This is a genomic window from Elusimicrobiota bacterium, from assembly GCA_016721625.1.
GTDB lineage: Bacteria > Elusimicrobiota > Elusimicrobia > FEN-1173 > FEN-1173 > JADKHR01.
The window spans coordinates 2,612,439-2,633,224 of record JADKHR010000001.1 but is presented as its reverse complement, the minus strand read 5'-3'; the positions used below and the strand labels follow the sequence as shown (position 1 = coordinate 2,633,224).

The 20,786-nt window shown below is 62.6% G+C and carries 20 protein-coding genes and 1 pseudogene; all 21 read right to left on the bottom strand.

What is annotated here, in order from left to right:
- Positions 1-13: 13 nt before the first annotated feature.
- The 21 genes and pseudogenes from IPP35_11545 to IPP35_11445 all read right to left on the bottom strand — a co-directional run bounded on the left by IPP35_11545 (position 14) and on the right by IPP35_11445 (position 20,785).
- Positions 14-1,426, bottom strand: coding sequence for a UDP-N-acetylmuramoyl-tripeptide--D-alanyl-D-alanine ligase (locus tag IPP35_11545; protein ID MBL0059710.1), 1,413 nt, complete (start codon positions 1,424-1,426; stop codon positions 14-16).
- 3 nt (positions 1,427-1,429) lie between these two features.
- Positions 1,430-2,920 carry a UDP-N-acetylmuramoyl-L-alanyl-D-glutamate--2,6-diaminopimelate ligase gene (locus tag IPP35_11540; GenBank protein ID MBL0059709.1) on the bottom strand — a complete coding sequence of 497 codons (1,491 nt, stop codon included), beginning with the start codon at positions 2,918-2,920 and terminating at the stop codon, positions 1,430-1,432.
- Positions 2,917-4,629, bottom strand: a complete 1,713-nt coding sequence (locus tag IPP35_11535; GenBank protein ID MBL0059708.1) for a penicillin-binding protein 2 — start codon at positions 4,627-4,629, stop codon at positions 2,917-2,919. The genes IPP35_11540 and IPP35_11535 overlap by 4 nt, the downstream gene beginning before the upstream one ends.
- 2 nt (positions 4,630-4,631) lie before the next feature.
- Positions 4,632-4,910: a hypothetical protein gene (locus tag IPP35_11530; protein ID MBL0059707.1), complete on the bottom strand. Its 279-nt coding sequence runs from the start codon at positions 4,908-4,910 to the stop codon at positions 4,632-4,634.
- Between the two features lie 223 nt (positions 4,911-5,133).
- Positions 5,134-5,982 carry a 16S rRNA (cytosine(1402)-N(4))-methyltransferase RsmH gene (gene rsmH / locus IPP35_11525; protein MBL0059706.1) on the bottom strand — a complete coding sequence of 283 codons (849 nt, stop codon included), beginning with the start codon at positions 5,980-5,982 and terminating at the stop codon, positions 5,134-5,136.
- 54 nt (positions 5,983-6,036) lie between these two features.
- On the bottom strand, positions 6,037-6,486 hold the full coding sequence (gene mraZ, locus IPP35_11520; protein ID MBL0059705.1) for a division/cell wall cluster transcriptional repressor MraZ: 450 nt from the start codon (positions 6,484-6,486) through the stop codon (positions 6,037-6,039).
- Positions 6,487-6,609: 123 nt separating this feature from the next.
- A complete protein-coding gene (locus IPP35_11515) occupies positions 6,610-7,584 on the bottom strand; it encodes a hypothetical protein (GenBank protein ID MBL0059704.1) in 975 nt (324 codons plus the stop codon).
- A gap of 3 nt (positions 7,585-7,587) precedes the next feature.
- Positions 7,588-8,448: a tyrosine-type recombinase/integrase gene (locus tag IPP35_11510; GenBank protein ID MBL0059703.1), complete on the bottom strand. Its 861-nt coding sequence runs from the start codon at positions 8,446-8,448 to the stop codon at positions 7,588-7,590.
- Between the two features lie 63 nt (positions 8,449-8,511).
- A complete protein-coding gene (gene topA, locus IPP35_11505) occupies positions 8,512-10,692 on the bottom strand; it encodes a type I DNA topoisomerase (GenBank protein ID MBL0059702.1) in 2,181 nt (726 codons plus the stop codon).
- Between the two features lie 18 nt (positions 10,693-10,710).
- Complete coding sequence (locus IPP35_11500) at positions 10,711-11,010, bottom strand: hypothetical protein (GenBank protein ID MBL0059701.1); 300 nt, start codon at positions 11,008-11,010, stop codon at positions 10,711-10,713.
- 17 nt (positions 11,011-11,027) lie between these two features.
- Positions 11,028-11,852, bottom strand: a complete 825-nt coding sequence (gene dprA, locus IPP35_11495) for a DNA-protecting protein DprA (protein MBL0059700.1) — start codon at positions 11,850-11,852, stop codon at positions 11,028-11,030.
- Between the two features lie 62 nt (positions 11,853-11,914).
- Complete coding sequence (locus tag IPP35_11490; protein MBL0059699.1) at positions 11,915-12,301, bottom strand: tetratricopeptide repeat protein; 387 nt, start codon at positions 12,299-12,301, stop codon at positions 11,915-11,917.
- A gap of 18 nt (positions 12,302-12,319) precedes the next feature.
- Positions 12,320-13,399, bottom strand: coding sequence for a LysM peptidoglycan-binding domain-containing protein (locus IPP35_11485; GenBank protein MBL0059698.1), 1,080 nt, complete (start codon positions 13,397-13,399; stop codon positions 12,320-12,322).
- A 119-nt stretch (positions 13,400-13,518) separates the two neighbouring features.
- Entirely contained in the window at positions 13,519-13,767 is a 249-nt protein-coding gene (locus tag IPP35_11480; GenBank protein ID MBL0059697.1) for a hypothetical protein, read from the bottom strand.
- Positions 13,768-15,885, bottom strand: a complete 2,118-nt coding sequence (locus tag IPP35_11475) for a glycine--tRNA ligase subunit beta (GenBank protein MBL0059696.1) — start codon at positions 15,883-15,885, stop codon at positions 13,768-13,770. It abuts the gene before it with no gap.
- Positions 15,882-16,742 (bottom strand): glycine--tRNA ligase subunit alpha, encoded by an 861-nt coding sequence (locus IPP35_11470; protein MBL0059695.1) that lies wholly within the window; start codon positions 16,740-16,742, stop codon positions 15,882-15,884. The genes IPP35_11475 and IPP35_11470 overlap by 4 nt, the downstream gene beginning before the upstream one ends.
- Positions 16,739-17,167 carry a DNA repair protein RecO C-terminal domain-containing protein gene (locus IPP35_11465; protein ID MBL0059694.1) on the bottom strand — a complete coding sequence of 143 codons (429 nt, stop codon included), beginning with the start codon at positions 17,165-17,167 and terminating at the stop codon, positions 16,739-16,741. Before IPP35_11465 ends, IPP35_11470 begins: the two co-directional genes overlap by 4 nt.
- A 31-nt stretch (positions 17,168-17,198) precedes the next feature.
- Positions 17,199-17,378: pseudogene (locus IPP35_11460) on the bottom strand (recombination protein O N-terminal domain-containing protein).
- A 7-nt stretch (positions 17,379-17,385) separates the two neighbouring features.
- Positions 17,386-18,768: a magnesium transporter gene (gene mgtE, locus IPP35_11455; protein MBL0059693.1), complete on the bottom strand. Its 1,383-nt coding sequence runs from the start codon at positions 18,766-18,768 to the stop codon at positions 17,386-17,388.
- Positions 18,765-19,760, bottom strand: coding sequence for a DUF21 domain-containing protein (locus IPP35_11450; GenBank protein ID MBL0059692.1), 996 nt, complete (start codon positions 19,758-19,760; stop codon positions 18,765-18,767). The genes mgtE and IPP35_11450 overlap by 4 nt, the downstream gene beginning before the upstream one ends.
- Positions 19,757-20,785 (bottom strand): HlyC/CorC family transporter, encoded by a 1,029-nt coding sequence (locus IPP35_11445; protein ID MBL0059691.1) that lies wholly within the window; start codon positions 20,783-20,785, stop codon positions 19,757-19,759. Before IPP35_11445 ends, IPP35_11450 begins: the two co-directional genes overlap by 4 nt.
- Position 20,786 lies beyond the last annotated feature (1 nt).

Genomic DNA, 20,786 nt, shown 5'->3' with positions numbered 1-20,786 from the left:
CCGACTTCGAAACTCAGCCGCCATGAACCCTACCGGGTTGAATTCCACCCTCTCCCGGAACCAAGAACGGCTCATAGATGTCTTCCAGACGAACCCCCCGCGACGCTTTAAACAGGACCACCGAGTCGGGGGTGATGACTTTGGAAAGTTCTCGCCGGATCTCTTCGCGATCTTCCCCCGCCTTGAAAAACCCTTTTCCCCCCGCCGCCTCATACCCCTCTCGCACCCAAGGCCCCTCCGGACCGACGAAAAGGATTTTATCTAAACGGGAGCCCGCGAGCGTTCGGCCCAATTCCCGATGTTCCGGTTCCGCCGAGGCGCCCAGTTCCAGCATGCTACCCAAAACCGCCACCCGGGGCCAATGTGGGAAGGCCTGGGCGAAACTGGCCAGGCTCGCCGCCATGGAGTCGGGGTTGGCATTGTAGGCGTCGATCAAGAACAGAGACCCGTCGATGCGGCGCCGCATCTGCATCCGCTGGGCCGGCGGAGCAAAACCGCCCAGTCCGCGCGCCACCTCCGGGAGAAGGATCCGTTCCCAGAGAGCCACCGCGGCCGCGGCGAGAGCGTTCGTGACATTGAAGAGGCCCGTCACGGGCAAATGGACCGGGACCCGCGCGCCCCCCACGGTCAGGTCGAAGGCCGTGTTCGGATCCACTCGGAGGTTTTCGGCCCGGACATCGGCCTGGGCCGACCGCCCGAAAGTGACGACGGGACACTGGGCCGTGGCTCGGCGGGAGAGGAGGCGCGGATCGTCGGCGTTCAAAAAGGCGATTCCGTCCTTGCCCAATCCTTCCACCAGTTCCCACTTGGCCGCCAGAACGCCGTCCAAGGAACCGAAAGTTTCCAGATGGGCCTTCCCGATGCCCGTGACCACGCCGATGTGGGGCCGCGCCAATTCCGCCAAACGGGCGAGGTCGCCCGGGCCCGACGCGCCCATTTCAAAAACCGCGTGGCTGTGGGAGGAATCCAACTCCAAGAGCATCAAGGGCAGGCCCACCTGACTGTTCAGGTTGCCCCGGGTGGCCAAAACCGTCCGCCCGCTCTCCCGAAAAAGATGCGCCAGCATCTCCTTGGTCGTCGTCTTCCCGTTGGAGCCCGTGATCCCGACCACGCGGACATTCATTTTTTCCCGATGGGCCCGGGCCAAACGTTGAAAACCGGCCAAGGTTTCCTCCACCCTGATTTGGCCGAAGGTGGCCGGCAAATCTCCGACCTCGCGGCTCACCAGGGCGCCGGCCGCGCCGGCGGCGGCGACGTCCTTCAGAAATTCATGGCCGTCCCGCCGCTCGCCCTGGAGCGCAACGAAGAGGTCCCCCGGCTGAACGGCCCGGGAATCGATCACCACCCGGCGCGGGTTTTCCGCGCCCGCCCCCGCCAGACGTCCCCCGCATAAGACCGCCAACTGCGACCAGGAATAGGTCAGCATCGGTCAGCGCCCCGCGCGGCCCGCCAAAAGGCGCCGCGCCATGGCGCGGTCATCGAACGACACGCTCCGGTCCCCAAAAATCTGAACGGTTTCGTGGCCTTTACCCGCCAGGAGAACCACGTCCCCCTCTTTTGCCAATGAAAGAGCTCTCTCGATGGCCTCGCCCCGTTCCACCACCACGTCGTAGGACCGGCCGGAAACCCGGCGGACCCCGACTTCCACCTCCCGGGCGATGGTCTGGGGATCCTCGGAACGAGGATTGTCCGACGTCACGATCACGTGGTCGGCTAACCGAGCCGCCCTCTCGCCCATTTTCGGTCGCTTGGTGCGGTCCCGATCGCCGCCGCATCCGAAAAGAACGATGATCCGCCCCCGGGTGAGGGGACGCAGGGTTTCGAGGACGTTCCGCAGAGCGTCATCCGTGTGGGCGTAGTCCACGAAGACCCCAAAAGGAATTTCCGACGGATTCCGCGATCCGGCCGGATGCTCGGTCACCCGTTCCAGCCGACCGGGAACGCCCGCCAGGGCCTCCAGGCCGCGAGCCGCCGTATCGAGCTCCGTTCCGAGAGCCGCGGCGGCCGCCAAGGCGCCGAGCGCGTTGTAGACATTGTGTCGGCCGACCAGAGCCAGATGCATTTCCCGCGTGCCCCGGGGGGTCACCGCCCGGAACCGCGACCCCTCCCCCGACAGGGTCAGTCCCTCAGCGCGAAAATCGGCGGTTCCCTCCACGCCGTACGTCCAAACGGGAGTCCGAACGGTTTCGAGAAACCGCTTTGCCCAGGAATCGTCCAGGTTCACCACGGCTCTTCGCGGAGGACGGGGCGAACGGGCGAGAAGCTCGAACAGCCGGGCCTTGGCCCGAAAATAGCCTTCCATGTCCCCATGGAAATCCAAATGGTCTTGGGTGAGATTGGTGAAGAGGCCCACCGCGAAGACCACGTCCTCCACCCGGCCCAGCGACAGCGCGTGGCTGGACACCTCCATGGCGGCCCGCGTGACTCCGTCGGACCGCATGGCCGCCAGCAGGCGTTGAACGTCCAGGGCGTGGGGCGTGGTGTTCACCGCCTTTTCCATATGGTTCGGCCAGCGATAATCCACGGTGCCCAGGACGCCCCCGGCCGTCCCTTCCGTTCGCCAGATGCTCTCCAACAAATAGGTGATCGTGGTCTTTCCGTTGGTTCCCGTGATGCCCACCACATCCATGGAACGGGAGGGGTGGTCGTAGAATCGGGCCGCCAGTTCCGAAAGGGCGGCTCCCGTTGAAGGAACGCGCACGACGGGGATCGACGCCGAAAGGGGCTGTTCCGCCAGGATGGCCGCGGCGCCGGAGAGGGCCACCTCTTCCGCAAACCGATGGCCATCGTGGTGGGCCCCTTTGACCGCGACGAAAAGATTCCCCGGTTTGACGGCGCGGGAATCCACGGCGATGCCGGAAATGGGCAGGGCCTGCCACGGGGCGGGAACTCCGTCCAGCAACGATCCCAGGGGCTTCACGTGGGAGGCAGTCCTTTGGTTTTCTTTTCTGCGAACTGGGGCGCGACGTCCGGCGGCACCCCCAGGAGAGAGAGGGCTTGCCAGGCGATGTTCTTGAACACGGGACCCGCGTTGTAGCCGCCCCAGGAAATTCCCTTGGGTTCGTCGATGATGACGACGATCGTCAAACGCGGACGGCCGGCGGGGACAAACCCGCAGAACGACGCCACGTATTTGTCCGCCGAGTAGGCCCGCGTCCGCGGGTCGATCTTCTGAGCCGTTCCGGTCTTCCTCGCTACCGCCCACCCCGGGAGAGCGGCGTCCCGACCCGTTCCCCGGGTCACCACCCCCTCCAGCATGCCCGTCAAAGTCGCGGCCGTCTCCGGCGAAATGACCCGGCGAATCTCGCTCACGGAGGGCCAACGGGGATGGGCGCCCGAAGGCCATTCGGCGTCGAGGCAGAGCCGCGGTTCCAGGAGGAGGCCCCCGTTGGCGATGGCGCTGTAGGCCGACGCCAGCTGAAGCGCGGTGACCCCCACCTCTTGGCCGAAGGAAACGACGGGAAGAGACACGCCGCTCCACTGGGCTGGCGGGCGCAAGAGCCCGGCGGATTCCCCGGGCAGATCGAAACCGGTGCGCGCGCCGAAACCGAAGGCTCGGATAGTATCATAAAGTTTCTCTTTTCCAACGCGAAGACCGATTTTCGCCAACCCGATGTTGGAGGACACCTCCATGGCCCGCGCGAAGGTGATCACGCGCTGGGGTTCGTGGTCGTTGATGGCGGCCCCCGCCACCGTCCAATGACCTGATTCGCAGTCCAAGAGGTCTCCGGGCCGCGCCCGTTGCCCTTCCAACGCCGCCGCGGCGGTGACCACTTTAAAGGTGGACCCCGGCTCAAAGGACCACTGCACAGCCCCCACCATCAATTCCTGCGGGCTGGGCCCTTCTTCCCCCCTCAAGGAAAGGGCGGGCCGGCCCGCCATCGCCAAAATCTCTCCCGTCCGCGGGTCCTGGACCACCACGATCCCCCCCCGCGCGCGGGAACGGCGAACGCTCCAGTCCAGTTCGCGTTCGGCGATAAATTGAAGAGTACGGTCAATCGAAAGCCGAAGTCCCCCCGCGGGAACTCGCTCCGAGGCGCCCACCAGGGGAAGGCGCCGGCCGCGCCCATCCCGCAACGTCTGGACGGGGGGTTGGTCATCAACGAAATCCTCGTTAAAGGCGTATTCCAACCCGGAGAGACCCCGGCCTTCCTCGCCCACCATGCCTAGAAGAGGACCCGCCAGATCGCCATTAGGATAAAAACGCCGGTATTCCCACTTCAGTCCGATCCCCCGAAGGTTCTCGCGTTCGACGGCCTGGGACTCTTCGGCGCAAAGCCGGCGCTTCAACCAAACGAACGCGCCAGGCGCTTGGCGGATCCTATCCACCAAAGTGGCCGCCGAGAGGCCCAGAGGGCCCGCCAAACGGCGGGCGGTGGGCTCGGGATGGGAAAGAAGGGTCGGATCGGCGTAACAGGAGGCGACGCGGACAGATTCGGCCAGAACGGCGCCGTTCCGGTCCCGAATGGGGGCGCGGCACGGGGCTTCCCTCACCCAGCGGCGAGCCTGCTCGTCGGCCCGAAGAGAGAGGTCTTGGTGCCGCCACACTTGGAGATAACCCAACCGGACCAGGACCGCGAGGAAACCCAGAGAGAGGATCCCGGCCACCAGGCGAAAACGGTTACGCACGATTAATCGGTGAGCAGTCGGATTTGTTCGGAGCGAGGGAGAGCGAGCCCCCGTCGTCCTCGCGCTCTCTCATCCAGGCGGGCCAAGGACAAAGCGACGTCGAGTCGGCGAAGGTCGGACTGTTCACGCCGGTCCAGCTGATCCAATTCCCGGCGGACCGCTTGGGCCCGATAGGAAAGACGGACCGCCTGAACCTGGAGCCAGCCCGACAACGACAACAGGCCAAAGAGCCCCCCGCCCAGGATCACAACCGTGGGAAGAATGTTCCGCCAACTCCGCACGCGCCCCCTCCGATGGAATCAAAAATACCCGGGAGGGAGGGAAAGGGGGGGTTCCCCTCTCCCTCCCGTCCCGGGGTGTGTCGCTCGTGGTGTCAAGGAGACCGGGCGTTCCGCCGAGAGGAACTCCCGATCCCCGAACCGTTCGCCGCGCGCTCGCGGCGTCAAAAAAGAGCGGGTCATCCGCCGAGTAAAGATACTTTCTGAACCTGCGGCGTTGTCGCCGTTAAATTTTTTCGAACACCCTCAATTTCGCGCTCCGACTTCGGGGGTTCTCGCGCCGCTCCGCATCGGAAGGTTCCAGCGGTTTCTTGACCACGATTTTTAAAAGACCCGCGGCCGACGCTTCCCGACCGAACCACTTCACCTTTCGGTCCTCTCCCGAATGAAACGAGATCACCGCAAGCCGCCCCCCCGGCTTCAGGACCGCCGGCGCCCTCCTCAAAAATTCATCCAAACTTTCCAATTCCCGGTTCACGGCCATCCGGAAAGCGAGAAAGACCCGGGTCGCCGGATGGGTTCGACCCCGCCTTGGAACCCAGCGAGACACCGCCCCGGCTAAATCCTCCGTCGTTGAAATACCGGGAGCCGCCTCCCTTAACCGCCGCGCCAGTTTCCGCGCAAAGCGGGCTTCCCCCGCCGCCCGCAACCACCCCTCGATCTCTTCTTCGGAAGCGCGTTGGAACATTTCTTTCGCCGTGAGCCCCTGGGTGGGATCCATGCGCATGTCCAGCGGACCGGATCGAAGCAGGCTGAACCCCCGTTCCGCCCGATCCAATTGGGGCGAGGAAACGCCCAAATCTGCCAAGATCCCATCCACCGAGGCGGGACCCAAACCGGCGCGCTCGTCAAAACGATTAAAGTTTCCCGCCACAAACCGAGCCCGGTCGCCAAATCGCGCCAACCGTTGGCGCGACGCTTCCAGAGAGTTCGGGTCCCGGTCCAAACCCGTCACCCGCCCGTCAGGCCCGGAAGCCTCCAAGATCAGTTCCGCATGCCCGCCCAAACCCACGGTGGCGTCCACGTAAACACCCCCGGGCTTCACCTGAAGCCCCGAAAGGCTTTCGGCCGCCATCACGGACCGATGGGCGCCCTCTTCAATCACGTCCAAGTTCCCGCCTTGCCCCGCCTACAAATCAATTTCAGCCGCGATCCGAGCCGCGCTTTTTTCCGCTGTTTTCTTATACCGATCCCAGCGCTCCGAAGACCAAAGTTCGATCCGGGTCTCCATTCCGACAACGGTCACCTCTTTTTGAATGCCGGCGTAGAGCCCTAAGGATTCGGGGACCAAGAGGCGCCCCTGCCCATCCACGTCCGCCAAGATCGCCCCGGAAATTAAAAGCCGCTTGAAGGCGCGAGCATGAACCTTGTTGGCGACCGGAAGCGCATCTAACTTCGCTATCAATTTCTTCCATTCGACCTCCGTGTAGAGGGCGAGACACCCCTCCCACCCTCGCGCCATCACCCAGCGCCGCTGGTTTTGGCGGAGGCGGGCCGGGAGCGCCAGCCGCCTTTTTTCGTCGAGCCCGTGCCGATGCTCGCCGCTGAGAAACGGAATTTGTTTTCCCCACTTTTCCACAATTGTCCCCATTGAACCCCACTTTCTTCCACGACTGTTTAAGCATAGTGAAGACCGCCGGGTTTGTCAAGATCTTTTTAGGGGGCTTTTTTGGGGACCTGAAGAGAGGAACGAAAAGGAATTCTAACGACGAGAAACGGACGGGGCGTTGCCGACACCCAACCAACGGCGCCACCCGCTTTCGGCGCGCCGCCGTCGGACCCGCACGCGGGACTCTTCGGAAACTTCCGCCACGCCGAGGATCCCGGCGGAAATCCGCAGATGAAATCGCACCCGCCCGTTTTCGTTCCGCAGGGTTTCCACCGGCGCTTCAAAAGGTCGCGGCCCTGTTTCGGCCATGGCTCCGAAGAGTTTCGCCAGATATTGGGCGATGTCCCGACCATCCGCCAAGAGAGCCGTCACGGTGTCTCCCACGCGAATGTCCCGCGCGGCGACCCCCTGCTCCTCGGGCATCAAGTCGAGGTGGAGCGCCAGGTTTTCCCCGGGGGGGTGAGGCCGAGACGGAAGACCTCCCGGAAACGCCCGTTCCTCCCCCTTGATGGGAAAGCGATGAAACTGATCCCAATCGATCACTTCCGGCACGTAGACCGCCTCCACCCGGCCCGGAAAAGCGGCCGAGAGCCCTTCGTTGAGAAATTCCGGAAGGCCCTCATGTTGAGGAGATTTAAGAGCGGAAAAAAATCGATCCCGCTGGGATTCGAGCCGTTCCGTGAAAGCGCGTTCCAGATCCTGGCTCAACTGCTGGAGGGCGCCCTCGCCGAGACGGGCGGCGTAGAGGCTCCGTTCGAATTCATACCACGGGTGGTCCAGGGAAGTCTCATGGAGGCCGGGATTGTAAGAAACGACGGCGCGGGCGCGGAACAGGTGCTCCCGCCGCGTGTCCGCGATCAGGATCAACAGTCCGTGGAGATTCCGGTCGCCGTCGACAAACTTGCCTTTGACCACGACAATGTGGCGGAGCAGGGATCCGATGGTGCGGATCGCTTTTTCCAAGTCGAACCCCGCCAGGGACATGGCCAGTTCCGCCTCCGCCCGGTCGCAGGAGGTCTCCTCCATCAGAAGTTGGATTTTGTCCGGAGGATGGGGATCGGGGATCATCGGTCAGGCGCGGGGATGCGCTTTTTCATAAACGCGGCGGAGTCGATCGGTCGTCACGTGGGTGTAGATTTGGGTGGTCGACAGGTTTTTGTGTCCCAGCATTTCCTGGACGGACCTCAGGTCGCAACCGCGGTCCAGGAGATGGGTGGCGAAGGAATGCCGCAGAAGATGGGGATACACCCGCGCGAGGCCGGCCGCCCGACCGGCGCTTTCCACCGCGCGGCGCACCGTGCGCACGTCCATTCGTTTTCCGTTTAGGCCGGCGAACAACGGCACGGACGCTCCCCCGCCCACGCCGGTCAAAAGGTCGATCCCCCGCTGTTGAAGATAGACCCTCAGGCGGGACAGGGCCGACTCCCCGACAGGAACCAGCCTCTCGCGGGATCCCTTCCCGAAGACCCGTACCGACCCCTCCCAGGGGTCCAAGGACGCCACGGTCAACGATGATATTTCCTCCGCCCGGAGCCCCGAGGAATAGAGCAGTTCCAAGAGCGCCGCGTCTCGGGAGGCTCGCAGGGCTCCGCCCTTGCGGCGGCCCGCCTCCCGTGGCGTCAGAAGACGCGCCACCTCCCCCTCGTTCAAAAAACCGGGGACCCGCCGTTCGGGTTTCGGGCGGACGAGTCCTTCGGTGGCGATCTGTGGAGAAATCCCTTTGCGTTGGAGAAACCGAAAAAAAGACCAGAGCGCTTCGTATTTCCGGAGGAGGGTGGCTCGGCGCCAGTCCCGCTCGCCGAGCCGCGCCAAAAAAGGGCGGAGCGCGGAGCGGTCCGCGCTCGCGACGGGCCGGTCCCCCATTTTCTCGCGCCAATAAAGGGCGAAAGACCCCAAATCCGACCGATAGGCGCGGAGCGTGGCGGGAGCCAAACTTCGCTCTCCCCTCAAATAAATCCAAAAACGCTCCAGTGCCTCGTCAATTCCCACGCGGAATTAGGCCGGTAACGGCTTGATGTTTCGGCACTTGGGAAACCCCGAACAAGCGATGAAGGGGCCCCGTTTGCCCACCCGTTTCCACATCATGCGGCCGCATTTTTGGCATTTGTGTTCCGTGGGTTCGGGCTTGGGCCGAATGATTTTGTTTCCTTCTTTGTCGATGGAAAAAGTCGTTTTACACTCGGGATATCCCGTGCAGGCCAGGTAGCGGGAGGGCCGGCGGCCAAACCCGCGTCCCGTGCGGATCACCAAGGGTTTCGCGCAATTGGGACAGACTTCGTTGGTCACCTGCGGAACGATTTTTTTTCCTTCGCGATCCACCGGGATGGTGCTCTTGCAGTCCGGGTACCGGCTACAGGCCAGATAGCGCCCCTCGCGGTTCTCACGAAGACCCATGGGGGCCTCGCACTTGGGGCATTTTTCGTCGGTGGGCTCGGGTTTGATTTCGATCTTCGGCATTCCTTTTTTGGCTTTCTCGATCTCCGCCTCGAACGGGTCATAGAAGGCCCGGAGGACCTTCACCCAATCGGCCTTGGATTCGGCGATGCTGTCCAGCTGACCTTCCAGCGTGGCGGTAAAGTCCACGCTCACGATGTCGGGAAAATGATCCACCAGCTGGCGGTCCACAACGCGTCCCAAGCTGGTCGGATAGAACCGGCGCTCTTCCAAGCGGACGTAGCTCCGGTCCACGATGGTGTGGATGATGAAAGCATAGGTGGAGGGTCGCCCAATGCCGAACTCTTCCAGCGTTTTCACCAAGCTCGCCTCATTGAACCGCGGAGGCGGCTCTGTGAAATGTTGTTCGGGCGTGAGCTCTTTAAGGACCAAGAGATCGCCCTGGGTCAGAGGCGGAAGCGCCGTGGAGGATTCTTCCCCGTCTTTCTTGGCGTCCTCTTCGGCCACTTCTCCGTAGACCGCCAGGTAACCGGGGAATCTCAAGGTGTGCCCCGTGGCGCGGAACAGATAGGCCTGAGCCGCAATATCAACAGTGACCGTATCGTAGAGGGCGTCGGCCATCTGGCTCGCGAGGAACCTCCGCCAAATCAGCTCATAAAGTTTAAATTGGTCCGGCTCCAAATATTTCCTCACCGATTCAGGGGTGCGCGAGGGTTGGGTCGGGCGAATGGCTTCGTGGGCTTCCTGGGCGCCCTTGCTCTTGGTTTTGTAAATCCGGGGTTTGGGGGGGAGGTGGTCCTTCCCATAAGTCTTTTTGATAAAAGAGACCGCTTCGGTCTGGGCCACTTTAGCCACCTGGACGGAATCCGTCCGCATGTAGGTGATGAGACCCACCGGTCCTTCCCCCGGCTCGACTTCGATTCCCTCGTACAACTGCTGGGCCACCACCATGATGCGGGAGGCTGAAAAATGAAGCCGCCGCGAGGCGTCTTGCTGGAGCGACGCCGTGGTGAACGGCGGTGCGGGGGACCGTTTGCGTTCTTTGGGCTCCACGGACCGCACCGTGTAGGCCGCGCCCTTCAGGTCGGCCAACACCTCGTCCACGGATCCTTTTTGGCGGAATGAGAACTTGCCGAATTTCTCCGTTCCCTTGGCGAAGAGCCCCGCGGTGAAGGTCGCCCCCTCTTTCGCCAGCAAGGCCGTCAGGGTCCAATATTCTTCGGGTTTAAACTTTTCGATCTCCTCTTCCCGGGCGCAGATCAATCGCACGGCCACGGACTGCACCCGTCCCGCGGAAAGGCCCGGGCGGATTTTATCCCACAGAAGCGGCGACAGCCGGTAGCCCACCAGCCGGTCCAAAACCCGCCGCGCCACTTGAGCGTCGACCAAGGATTCGTCGATAGGGCGGTGATGCTGGACCGCCTCCCGGATGGCCTCCCGGGTGATTTCGTGGAAAGTGACGCGCTCGGCCTTGGCTTTGGAAAGTTTCAACGCCTTGCTCAAATGCCAGGCGATGGCTTCCCCCTCCCGATCGTAGTCGGTGGCGAGGTAGACATGATCCGCCTTCGCGACCAATCGAACAAGCTCCGTCAGGATCTTTTTCGCTTTGGGCAGAACCACATAGGAGGGAGCGAAATTTTTATCGACATCGACCCCCAGCCCCTTTTTGGGCAGGTCCCGGATGTGGCCGTAGGAACTCCGGACCACAAATTCTTTTCCCAGCATGGGCGCGATGGTCCGCTCTTTTGTGGGAGACTCAACGATGAGAAGGGATTTGGACATGGCTGGCTCTCTTTTCCATTAATCGGGTGTCAGTGAACGTTCCGAGCAAACGAAATTTTTTCCAGGCAACGCCCGAGCCAGCCCCGCTAACTCAAGGTTCAGAAGTTCCCGGGCCGCCGAGGCGGCCGTCAGGCCGGTCTGTTGCGCCAATTCGTCGATCCCTACCGGTTCGAGCGAGAGGGCGGCTAACAAAATCCGCCCTGGGTTCGAGAGGCCTTCATGAAGAGGGACGGCGGGCGGTTCACCAGCGACCGGCCTTGAGCCCAAGAGATCACGAAACGCCGCGATTTCATCCAACACGTCCGCGGCGCTCTCCACCAGTTTCGCCCCCTGTTTCAAAAGACGGTGGGGCCCCGGCTGACAGGGGAAAAAATGGAACCCGGCACGGCGAAAACGTCCCGGCCTTGTTCGGCGGCGAGGCCCGCCGTGATCAGCGCCCCGCTCCTCTCCAAAGCCTCCACCACGACCACCCCCAAGGACAGCGCGGCGATGAGCCGGTTGCGCCGGGGAAAATGGCCGGAATCGGGTTCGGCGGCGAGAGGAAACTCCGTCACCACGGCCGCCTTCTCCGCCATTTTCTCGGCCAGTTTCCGGTGTTCGACCGGATAAAAACGGGAGAAACCGCTCCCCAAAACACCCACGGTCCGTCCACCGGCCGCCAGAGCCGCCGCGTGGGCCGCGCCGTCGATGCCGCGCGCTAAACCGCTCACCACCGTGACCCCGGCCTTCGCCAACTCCCGGGCCAACCGCTCCGCCGCCGCCACGCCGTAAGGGGACGGCCGCCGCGAGCCCACGAGGGCGATGCCCAATCCATCCACGGGTTTCAGTTTCCCCCACACGTATAAAACCGGGGGAGCGTCCCGAAGACGCCGAAACCCCTCAGGATATTCGTCATCCAACCCACACAGAATCCGGGCGCCCAATCGGGCCGCTTCTTTTTTTTCATTCTCAAGGGCTGGAAGCGCTTTTTCCAGCGCGCGAAAAAAATCAACGGCCCGGTCGCCAAACCCTTCGACCTCGGCCCAGGGCCCCGGACCGGAACTCAGCGCTGAGACGGCGGACCCGAAATGGCTCAGAAGGCGGCCAAACCGGACCGGGCCCAGGGGTTCGTGCAGATTGAAAAGAAGACGCGCGTCCGGCTCGTTCGTTGGAAACGACATCAGGAGAGGGACGGGATCGAGGATTTTCCGAAAGCGCGTGAGAACCCCTGGACAGGGGCTCGCTAAAAACCCTTCAACACTTCAATGTTTCTGGAAACCGACACGATATACCGGCCCTTCGGGTATTTCTCTTTATAGAGTTCATATTCCTTCATGGACCGCTGGCGTTCCTTCAGGCGCTCGCAGGAGGAGGCCACGCCGAATTGCGCCACATCCCCGCGGGGAGAATCGGGATACAACTTAACCACCCGTTCGTACATCCGCAAGGCTTTTCGATCTTGGTTGATGAGTTCGTGGAAACTTCCAAGCCCGTAGAGAATGCTATCCCCCGCCCAGGTTTCCGGGTGCTGTTCAACGTAAAGACCAAGCCCATCGTGGGTGATCAGCTGGTTCCACCCATAGAAAAAGGACAAGACACAAAAACAGAAAAAAAGAAACCCGCGTTTCATTGGACTCCGTTTATGGCATCAGCGCGACGCGAATTTGACAATATCTCCCACGCGGATCGGCTCCAGGCTGTTGGTCACCACGGCCGTACAGCCCTCCTCGGTAATCTGCCCGGTCACGATAACGGTCCCTACGCGCTTGACCATCCGCCCGGTCTTCTTCTTTAAGAAGGGGTCCTGAACCCGTTTTCCCACGCGGTAGACATGGGCCGACATTTTCGGTTTAACTCCCGACGCCGCGCCGATGTTTAAGAACACCACATCTCCCTGGGAAATCATCATCCGTTGATCTCGGTCCCGAAGGACGTACCCGTCATATTCCCAGTTCTCGTCGGCGACAAAAGAATCCGCCATTCCGCCCATGAACCCGGCTCCGGGAACCGCCTGTTTGTTTTTCCGTTTGGCTTCCCGTTCGTCGCTCGTTTCATTGATCCCGGGCTCCGGCGGGGTCTCCGCCACGTCCTCCACGGACTCCACTGTCTTTTTGGCAGGGGCTGGTGCCGCGTCCATGTCCTCCGCCTGGGCCGGGGCTTTCACCTCCGCCTCCGGTTCGGGGACGGGGGCCACGGCTTCCGCGGCGACCTCCGGAGAGGCGGTCGGAGCTTCCTGGGGAGTTTCCGCCGGGGTTTCGGGAACCGGCGCCACCGCCAGGTTTTCGGCCGCTTCGACCGACGGGATGATGAAATCTTGGTCCGGGAAAATAAGATCGGGATTCTCAATCCGTCCCTTGTTGGCCTCAACAATTTTCGGCCAAAGGTACGGATTCTTGAGGTAAGAGCCCGCCAAATCCCACAGCGTGTCTCCCTTCACCACCCGGTGGGAAGCCCCGCTCGGCGCCACGACAGCGGGCGGCTCGGACGGGGTTTCTTGCGCGACGGGAGTCACGGTCGCCTCCGGAACGGTCTCCGGGGCCGCCAGGGTCACGTTGGTGGTCGGCACCGAAGCTTCCACAGGTCCACCTGTGGACGGCTCGGAAGCTTTGACGTTTTCCGCGGATGGAGCCTCTGCTGAGGGCAGAGTCGCGTCTTCCTGATTAAATTCCGCGGCCCGCGAAAGCGGAGTGAGAGCCACCAACAGGGCAAGCACAGATGCGAATTTCATGAAGGCCTCCTGATGAAGAGGGATGATTCTCCGGAAATGTTCTCGGCGGACCGGATGAGCGGGCAACATTCCTCTCTTATATAACACCGGTCCCTTTATAATCCAAAAACGCGGGGCTGTCAAGGGCGGGGGCTGATTCGGTCCGCGTCTTCCCGCAGAAGCCACCTCAACTTCTCGTGTTCTTCCCCTGTCAAACGTCCCTCGTCCCGCCATCGGTCCACCGATTTAACCACGGGCGCGAGGTCCTTCGGCCAGAGGGGCGTTTCGTGGACGAAACGAGGCCGATCGGTTCCATCGAGCCCCCGCGCGAATCCACGGGCCAGAAAAAAAAGGGCCACCACCGCCAACGTGAAACCAGCCGCGATCATCTAGGCGGAGGCGGACGGCGTGTCCTGAAGCCGGGAAAAATCGGCCACCCGGCCGAAGAGGGACCGAACCCCGGCCAGGAGGGCCAAACGATTTCGCCGGAGGTCGGGGTCCGGGTCCATCACCACGACGGAAAGAAAGAAAGCGTCGACGGGCCCCCTCAGGGATACCAACCGAGCCAAAACCTTCGGATAGTCGCGGGCGGCCAGGAACGGCTCGACCTCGTTTTGAATTTCCGCCAGGCGCGATCCCAGGGCCCTTTCCGCCTCGGTTCGAAAAAGGTCTTTTCGCACCGGCCCCGTCAAAGACTCCCCTTTCTTTTCCGCTTGCTTCAATAGGTTAGCGGCCCGTTTGAAGGCGATGGAGAGGGGCGCGAAATCGGGGTTTCGGCGGACGCCTTGAATGGCGGAGAGACGGGCCCAGACGTCGACCACGTCCTCGAACCCCGCGGCGGCCGCGGCGTCGATCTCGTCCGAACGGAACCCCCTGGCTTCGGCCAAGGCACCCCATCGTTGTTGAAAAAAGTCGGCCAAGGCCCGCGCCGCCCGAGGACGGTCGCCCAGATCGGTCGGAAGAAGGTCCAGGGCTCCCGCCATCAGGTCCGTCAGACGAACGCCCCAGCCTCGGGACTCGATCAGCCGGAGAACGCCCACGGCCGCCCGGCGGAGCCCATAGGGATCCTGGGAACCCGATGGGATTTTGCCGGCGAGAAAGTTTCCCGCCAACGTATCGATTTTATCCGCCAGAGAGACCAAGGCCGACGATTCCTCGCTCGGCAAGGGACCGTCGGCGGTGAGCGGCCAATAGTGTTCTTCGATCCCCCGCGAGACCTCCAACGGTTCGCCGTCTTTCTCGGCGTAGAGCCGCCCCACGATCCCCTGCAGTTCCGGAAATTCCCCCACCAGGCCCGTCGTCAGATCGGCTTTGGCCAGGAGGGCCACGCGAGAAGCGGCCGCCTGAACAGCGGACGAAGTCCGAAGAACCTCCAAGCAGAGACGGTCCGTGAGGCGCTGGACCCGTTCGGTTTTGTCGGCCAAACTGAGAGACGGAGACAGGAACGCGACCCCCCGGAGGTCCGGCACCCGACTCGCCAAGGTTTGGCGGGAATGTTCTTCGAAGAAAAAGGCCGCGTCCGACAACCGCGCGGACAAGACGCGCTCGTAGCCCTCCCGGACGACGGATTGGTTGTCCGAAAAACCGTTCCGCACGGCGATGAAATGCGGGAGCAACACCTGGCGGGTCGCGTCTTTAAACACCGGGAAATATTTCTGATGCTTTTTCATCGAGGTGATCAGCACTTCTTTGGGGACCGCTAGGAAACGCGGATCGAACTTTCCCAACACCGCGACGGGATGTTCGACCAAATGAGTGACTTCCTCCAGGAGTTCCCGGTATTCCTCCACCGGCACGTGCCCGTGATGGCTTTTGGCCACCTGGTGGATTTGTTTCAGGATGAGGTCTTTCCTCTCCTCGGGATCCACGATCACGCAGTGGTTCTTTAGGACCGCCGCGTACCGGCTGGGCGCCGGGACGTCAAAGGGTTTCCGGGTCTGGAAGCGGAGCCCGCAAGTCCGGCGCCCCGACTTCACCCCGGCCAGAGTGAACGCCACCGGTTTCGCTCCGTACAAAGCCACGATCCATCGGATGGGCCGAACAAAGAGCAAGTGGCTTTCTTCCCACACCATGCCTTTGGGAAACGTGAGGGACCGAATCAGTTCGGGGAGCAACGCGGGAAGAATTTTTTCCGCCGCGGCCCCGGGGGTCCGTTTCAGAAAAACAAGGCGGGCGCCCCGGTCCGTTTCCCGGACATCCAATTTTTCCGGCGTCGTGCCCTGGGAACGGGCAAACCCCTGGGCGGCCGGGGTCCAGTTCCCCCCCGCGTCCTTGGCCTGGGCCAGGGCGGGACCTAAAAACTCCTGTTCCTGGTCCCGGGCTTTGTCGACCAACCCCTCGACCACCAGAGCCAGCCGACGGGGCGTCCCATAGACCTGCGATCCCTTAAACGACAAACCGGCCTTCTCCAACGCGGCCTGGCCCGAGGAATGAAGCCCGCTTAAGGCGGCGGGAAGGAACCGCGCGGGAATTTCCTCGGTCCCGATTTCCAGGAGCAGGTCCTTCATGAAACCGCCTCTGCGGGAGAATCGGCTTTGAGATAGGATTCCGCCGCGCGGCGGGCCAATCCGCGCACACGACCGATGTAGGTCACCCGTTCCGTCACCGAAATCGCGCGACGGGCATCGAGCAAATTAAAGAGGTGGGAACATTTCATGACCGCGTCGTAGGCGGGCAAAACCAACCCCTTCTCCACCAGGCGTTTAGCTTCCCCTTCCCAATCATCGAAGTGCCGACGCAGTTTTTCCACGTCCGCCTCCTCAAAATTGTAGCGGGAGAATTGCTTTTCATCCTCCAGATGAACCTGCCCGTAGGTGGTGTCGGCGGTCCAGAGAACGTCGTAGACGCTGTTTTTCTTTTGGGAATACATGGCCAGCCGTTCCAAGCCGTAGGTCAGCTCAACGGAAATGGGGTTCAGGTTGATCCCGCCCACCTGTTGGAAATAGGTGAACTGCGTGATCTCCATGCCGTCCAACCAAACTTCCCAACCCAACCCCCAGGCCCCCAGGGTGGGGGATTCCCAATCGTCTTCAACGAACCGGATGTCGTGGCGTTTGGGGTCGATCCCGATGGCTTTCAGAGAAGCAAGATAAAGGTCCTGGATGCCGGCGGGGGCGGGTTTCATGAGCACCTGATATTGATAGTAGTGCTGGAGGCGGTTGGGGTTTTCACCGTAACGGCCGTCGGTCGGACGGCGGGAAGGTTCCACGTAGGACACCGCCCAGGGTTTCGGCCCCAAACATCGGAGAAAGGTCGCCGGGTTAAAAGTGCCGGCCCCTTTTTCGATGTCGTAGGGTTGCCACAACAGACAGCCCTGTTTGGCCCAAAATTTATGGAGCGAAAGAATGATGTCTTGAAAAATCATCGGCGTTGTCCCACTCGCGGTTTATCGAGAAAGCGTTGAAGAGCCCGCCCCTGAACCAGCGTTTTCAAAGGCCGATTCAGAAGAGGCGCGAAGAATTGTATCACTTGCCGCTCCACCTTGTGAGCCTCCGGCGCCGCAAGCGGTTCAACGAAATCCCACGCGTCCAAAACTTCCGCCCGGACCCCCGGGATCGGCCCATACCCGGCCAGCCGGGCGAACTGGGCCAGAAAGGCCCCCCGGACCATGGCCGTTTCGTGATTTTCCAGAGCGACCAGGGCCAGCGCCAGGAGATCGAACTTTTCCGGGGACGGGTGAAGGAGCGGGGTGAGGCGGTCCGTCCATTCGCAGAAAAAAAGCGCCGAGGTCAGCCGGACCCATTCCGCCCGGAGTTTCGGATGGCCGTCCACCAGGCCGCCGCCCGTCACCCGCCCCGCCCGCCGCCCCTTCCGGCAACCAAAGCCGAAGATGCGCCCGAACCCCGGGTTCCGTGGCGGCCGCCAGTTTGGCCCCGGGACGGAGAGCGCCCGAGGCCCGGGCGTACAACCGGCCCCGTTCCCGCGTAAAAAGAGTCAAGCGCTTGTCTTTCTCGGACAGGGCCTCCGACGCCAAAACCACCGCCTCCACGTTCACCTGCATGAGGCGATCAGCGGAGCCATCCCAGAGAGAGGGCGGCGGTGGCGAGAGAAAGATAGGCGGTCACGCTCAGGAGGTCGGTCATGGTGCTGACCAGAGGCCCCACGGCCACGGCGGGATCCATTTTGAAATGGTGGAGAACGAAAGGTTCCACGGACCCCATGGTGGAAGCCACGGTCATGGAAAAGAGAACCCCGACGCCCACCACCAAGGGAAACGCCAGGCCGAAGCGGCCCCAATAAATGACGGAGGCGGCCAGCCCCACCGCGAACCCGTATCCCAACCCCATGTAGATCCCCGCGCGCAGTTCCCGCAGGGCCATTCGTCGCCATTGGCTGGGCTGGATGTGGCCCGTGGCCAGACCGCGGACGCAAAGAGTCGACGACTGGGCGCCCACGTTCCCCCCCATGGCCGCGATCAACGGCATGAAGCTGGCCAGGGCCACGGCCTGGGCCAGCGTGTGCTCAAATCCCCGCACGATGGCGCTCACCCCCACCTCGGCCAGGCAGGTGATGATGAGCCACGGCATCCGGAGCCGCGCCACGCGGCCGGCGGAAGCGTCTTCCAATTCTTCCGCCGTGGTTCCGGCCATCTTCGCGATGTCCTCGGTGGCTTCTTGGCTGATCACGTGGAGAATGTCGTCGACGGTCAGGACGCCCAAGAGCCGGTTGTCCTGGTCCACCACCGGGGCCGCCAGGAGCTTGTACTTCGAAAAGACCTTCGCGGCCTCCTCCTGATCCAAGTCGGCGCGGACCTTGATGAGTTGCACCGGACCCATGATTTGGGAGAGCCGCATGTCCCGCGGCGCCGCGATCAGCGACCGCGGCGTCAGCACGCCCATGAGCCGGCCCTGCTCGTCCGTCACGTAAAGGACGTGAAGGTCGCTCATGCGGTGAAGGCGGCTGGAGGCGCGAACCAAATCCAACGCCTGCTGGGCCGTCAGTTTGGGGCCCAGATTCAAAATATCCGTGTGCATGAGCGAACCGGCCGTGTGGGGAGGGAAGACCAATTCCCGTTCCGCGCGCGCCGACTGAGCTCGCCGCACGATGGTGGCCATGCGCCGCACCGTCCTCTCGGGCAAACGGTGGAACAGGGCCTGCGCGGCCTCCGCCCCCAGCTCTTCCAAAATCGGGCCCAAAACCCCCAGATCCAACGCGGAGAAGAGGTGCGCCTGTTGCGGGACGTCCAACTCCTCGAACAGTTCCGAGGCGCGGACGATGGGCAGGAGTTTAAAAAGCACGATCCGCTCAAAGGGGGTGAAACGGTCCCACCCCTCCGCCAGATCGGCAGGGTTGATTTCCAGAAGGTCCTGCTTCAACTCCCTGTAATCTTTTTGGGCCAGGAGTTGTTTGATTTCCGGAACGAAGAGGGCGGAGGGATGAAGGGGGCTCATAAGAGACGGGGTTCCTGGGCGATTTCTCCAACGATGGCTTCCAGCGTATCTTGAAGCGTGACGAGACCCAACACTTTCCCCCCCGGTTCCACCACAAGAGCCATGTGGTGATGGCCCGCGCGAAAGTCGCGGAGGAGCCGGGACAGGGGGGCGTCCGGCGGAACGCGCGGAAGGGGGCGCACCAAATCTTCCAAAGCGATCAACGGCCCGCTCCGCAATTGCGCCAGAAGGTCCTTAGAATAGACCATTCCTTCAACGGCGTCAATCGACCCCCGATGGACGGGAAGACGGGAATAGCCCGAGGACAAAATCCGGGCGATCACGGCGTCGAACCCGGCCCGCAAGTCCACGGCGGCGATTTCCAAACGAGGCACCATGACCGCCGAAACAGGCGTATGGGCGAACCCGACCACGTTCTTCAGAACCCGGCGCAAGGGGGACCCCAAGGGGGCGTTGTCCAAAAGAGCGCGGATCACGTCCTGATTCCACTGGGCCCGATCCGTGCGCACCGTTCGGGAGAGCCAGGAAAGCAACATTTCCACCCCTTCCAACAATCCATGCATCAGGGGCCCTAAGACATCCGTCAGGACCTTCACCGCTGGGGCCAGCGCCACCGCCAGAGATTCGGAGCGGGCCCGGGCCGCCACTTTGGGGACCACTTCGCCCAATAACAACAGAAGGACTCCGCTCGCCAGCGGGAAGAGCCCCCGGCCCCAGCGGAACGGAATATGGAGGAACGCCGCCGCGTCCAGCGCCATGGAGACGGACAGGACGGACAGACCCGCGTTCACCACGTTGTTCATGAGGAGGAGGACGGCCAGCGCGCGGTCGGGATCCTTTTGCCAGAAGTCCAAACGCCCCGGCCGCGCCCTGCCGAGCCGCGCCAACTGCAAACGGGAAAGGCTCATGAAGGACGTTTCGGCCAAAGAGAACCCCGCACTCAGGACCAAAAGGACCAGGGCGCACCCGCCTTTGATCAAAAGAACCGTCACGACGCTCCCGCCTCTTCCCGGTCGTACTCGTCCAATATCTCCCCCACGACTTCCTCCAACACATCCTCCAACGTGATCAATCCGGACATTTCCGCCGCAGGGTTTCCTACCAGGGCGATCGCGTCGCCCGTACCGCGAAATTGTTCCAGGAGATCCAGGGCCTTGGTTTCAGGCGGAACCCAACGGAGGGGACGGATCCGCTCCTCCACGGACGGAGCGAGACCGGACCGGACGGCCGCCAGAAAATCCATCACGTTCACGTAGCCGACGGGACGGCCCCCGCGCGTCACCGGAACCCGCGTCCGGCCCGTTTCCACCAAGAGATCCACGAACAGGTTCCATCCGTCCGGGCGGTCCAAAACCTCCAGCGCGAGGACGTCCACACGATCCGCGGGTTGGGCGACCTCCCCGGCGGTCCGCTGGGTCATGGCCAGCACGCGACGAAACATGTCTCCCGAATCCAAGGGAAGGTGCCCGGCGGACTGAGACTCGGCCACCACGTGGTGAAGTTCTTCCAAGCTCACGACCGTGAGCGGATTGACGGGCGCTTGGTGGAGGGCCGGGACCCATTTTTCAATGGCCCAGCCCACGGGACCCCAGATCCAATACAGCGCCCGGGTGGCGCGGCTCAGGAAAGGCAAGGTCGCCTCGGCCACGCGCTCACGGTAGGTGCGTCCGATGATCTTCGGGACGATCTCGCCAAAGACCACGAGGGAGATCGTGACCACGCCCCAGACCGTCCAGCTCACGGTGGCCCTGGAAAAATAATCGTTCAAGGGGACCGCCGCCACCGCGGCCAGGCTAGAAAAACTGATATTGACCAGAGTGTTCCCCACCATGAGAACCGAGAGAACCCGATGGGGGTTGGCCAGCCATTCCTGAAAGAGCGGCGCCAGCCGCGGGGAGAAAAAAGAGAGCTTCTTCATCCGCAAAGCGGACAACGTCGTGATGGCCGCCTCGATGAGGGAGAAGTAAACGGAGAAGCCGAGAAGGAGAAGGAGAACGGTGATTTGAAAAAGGATCACG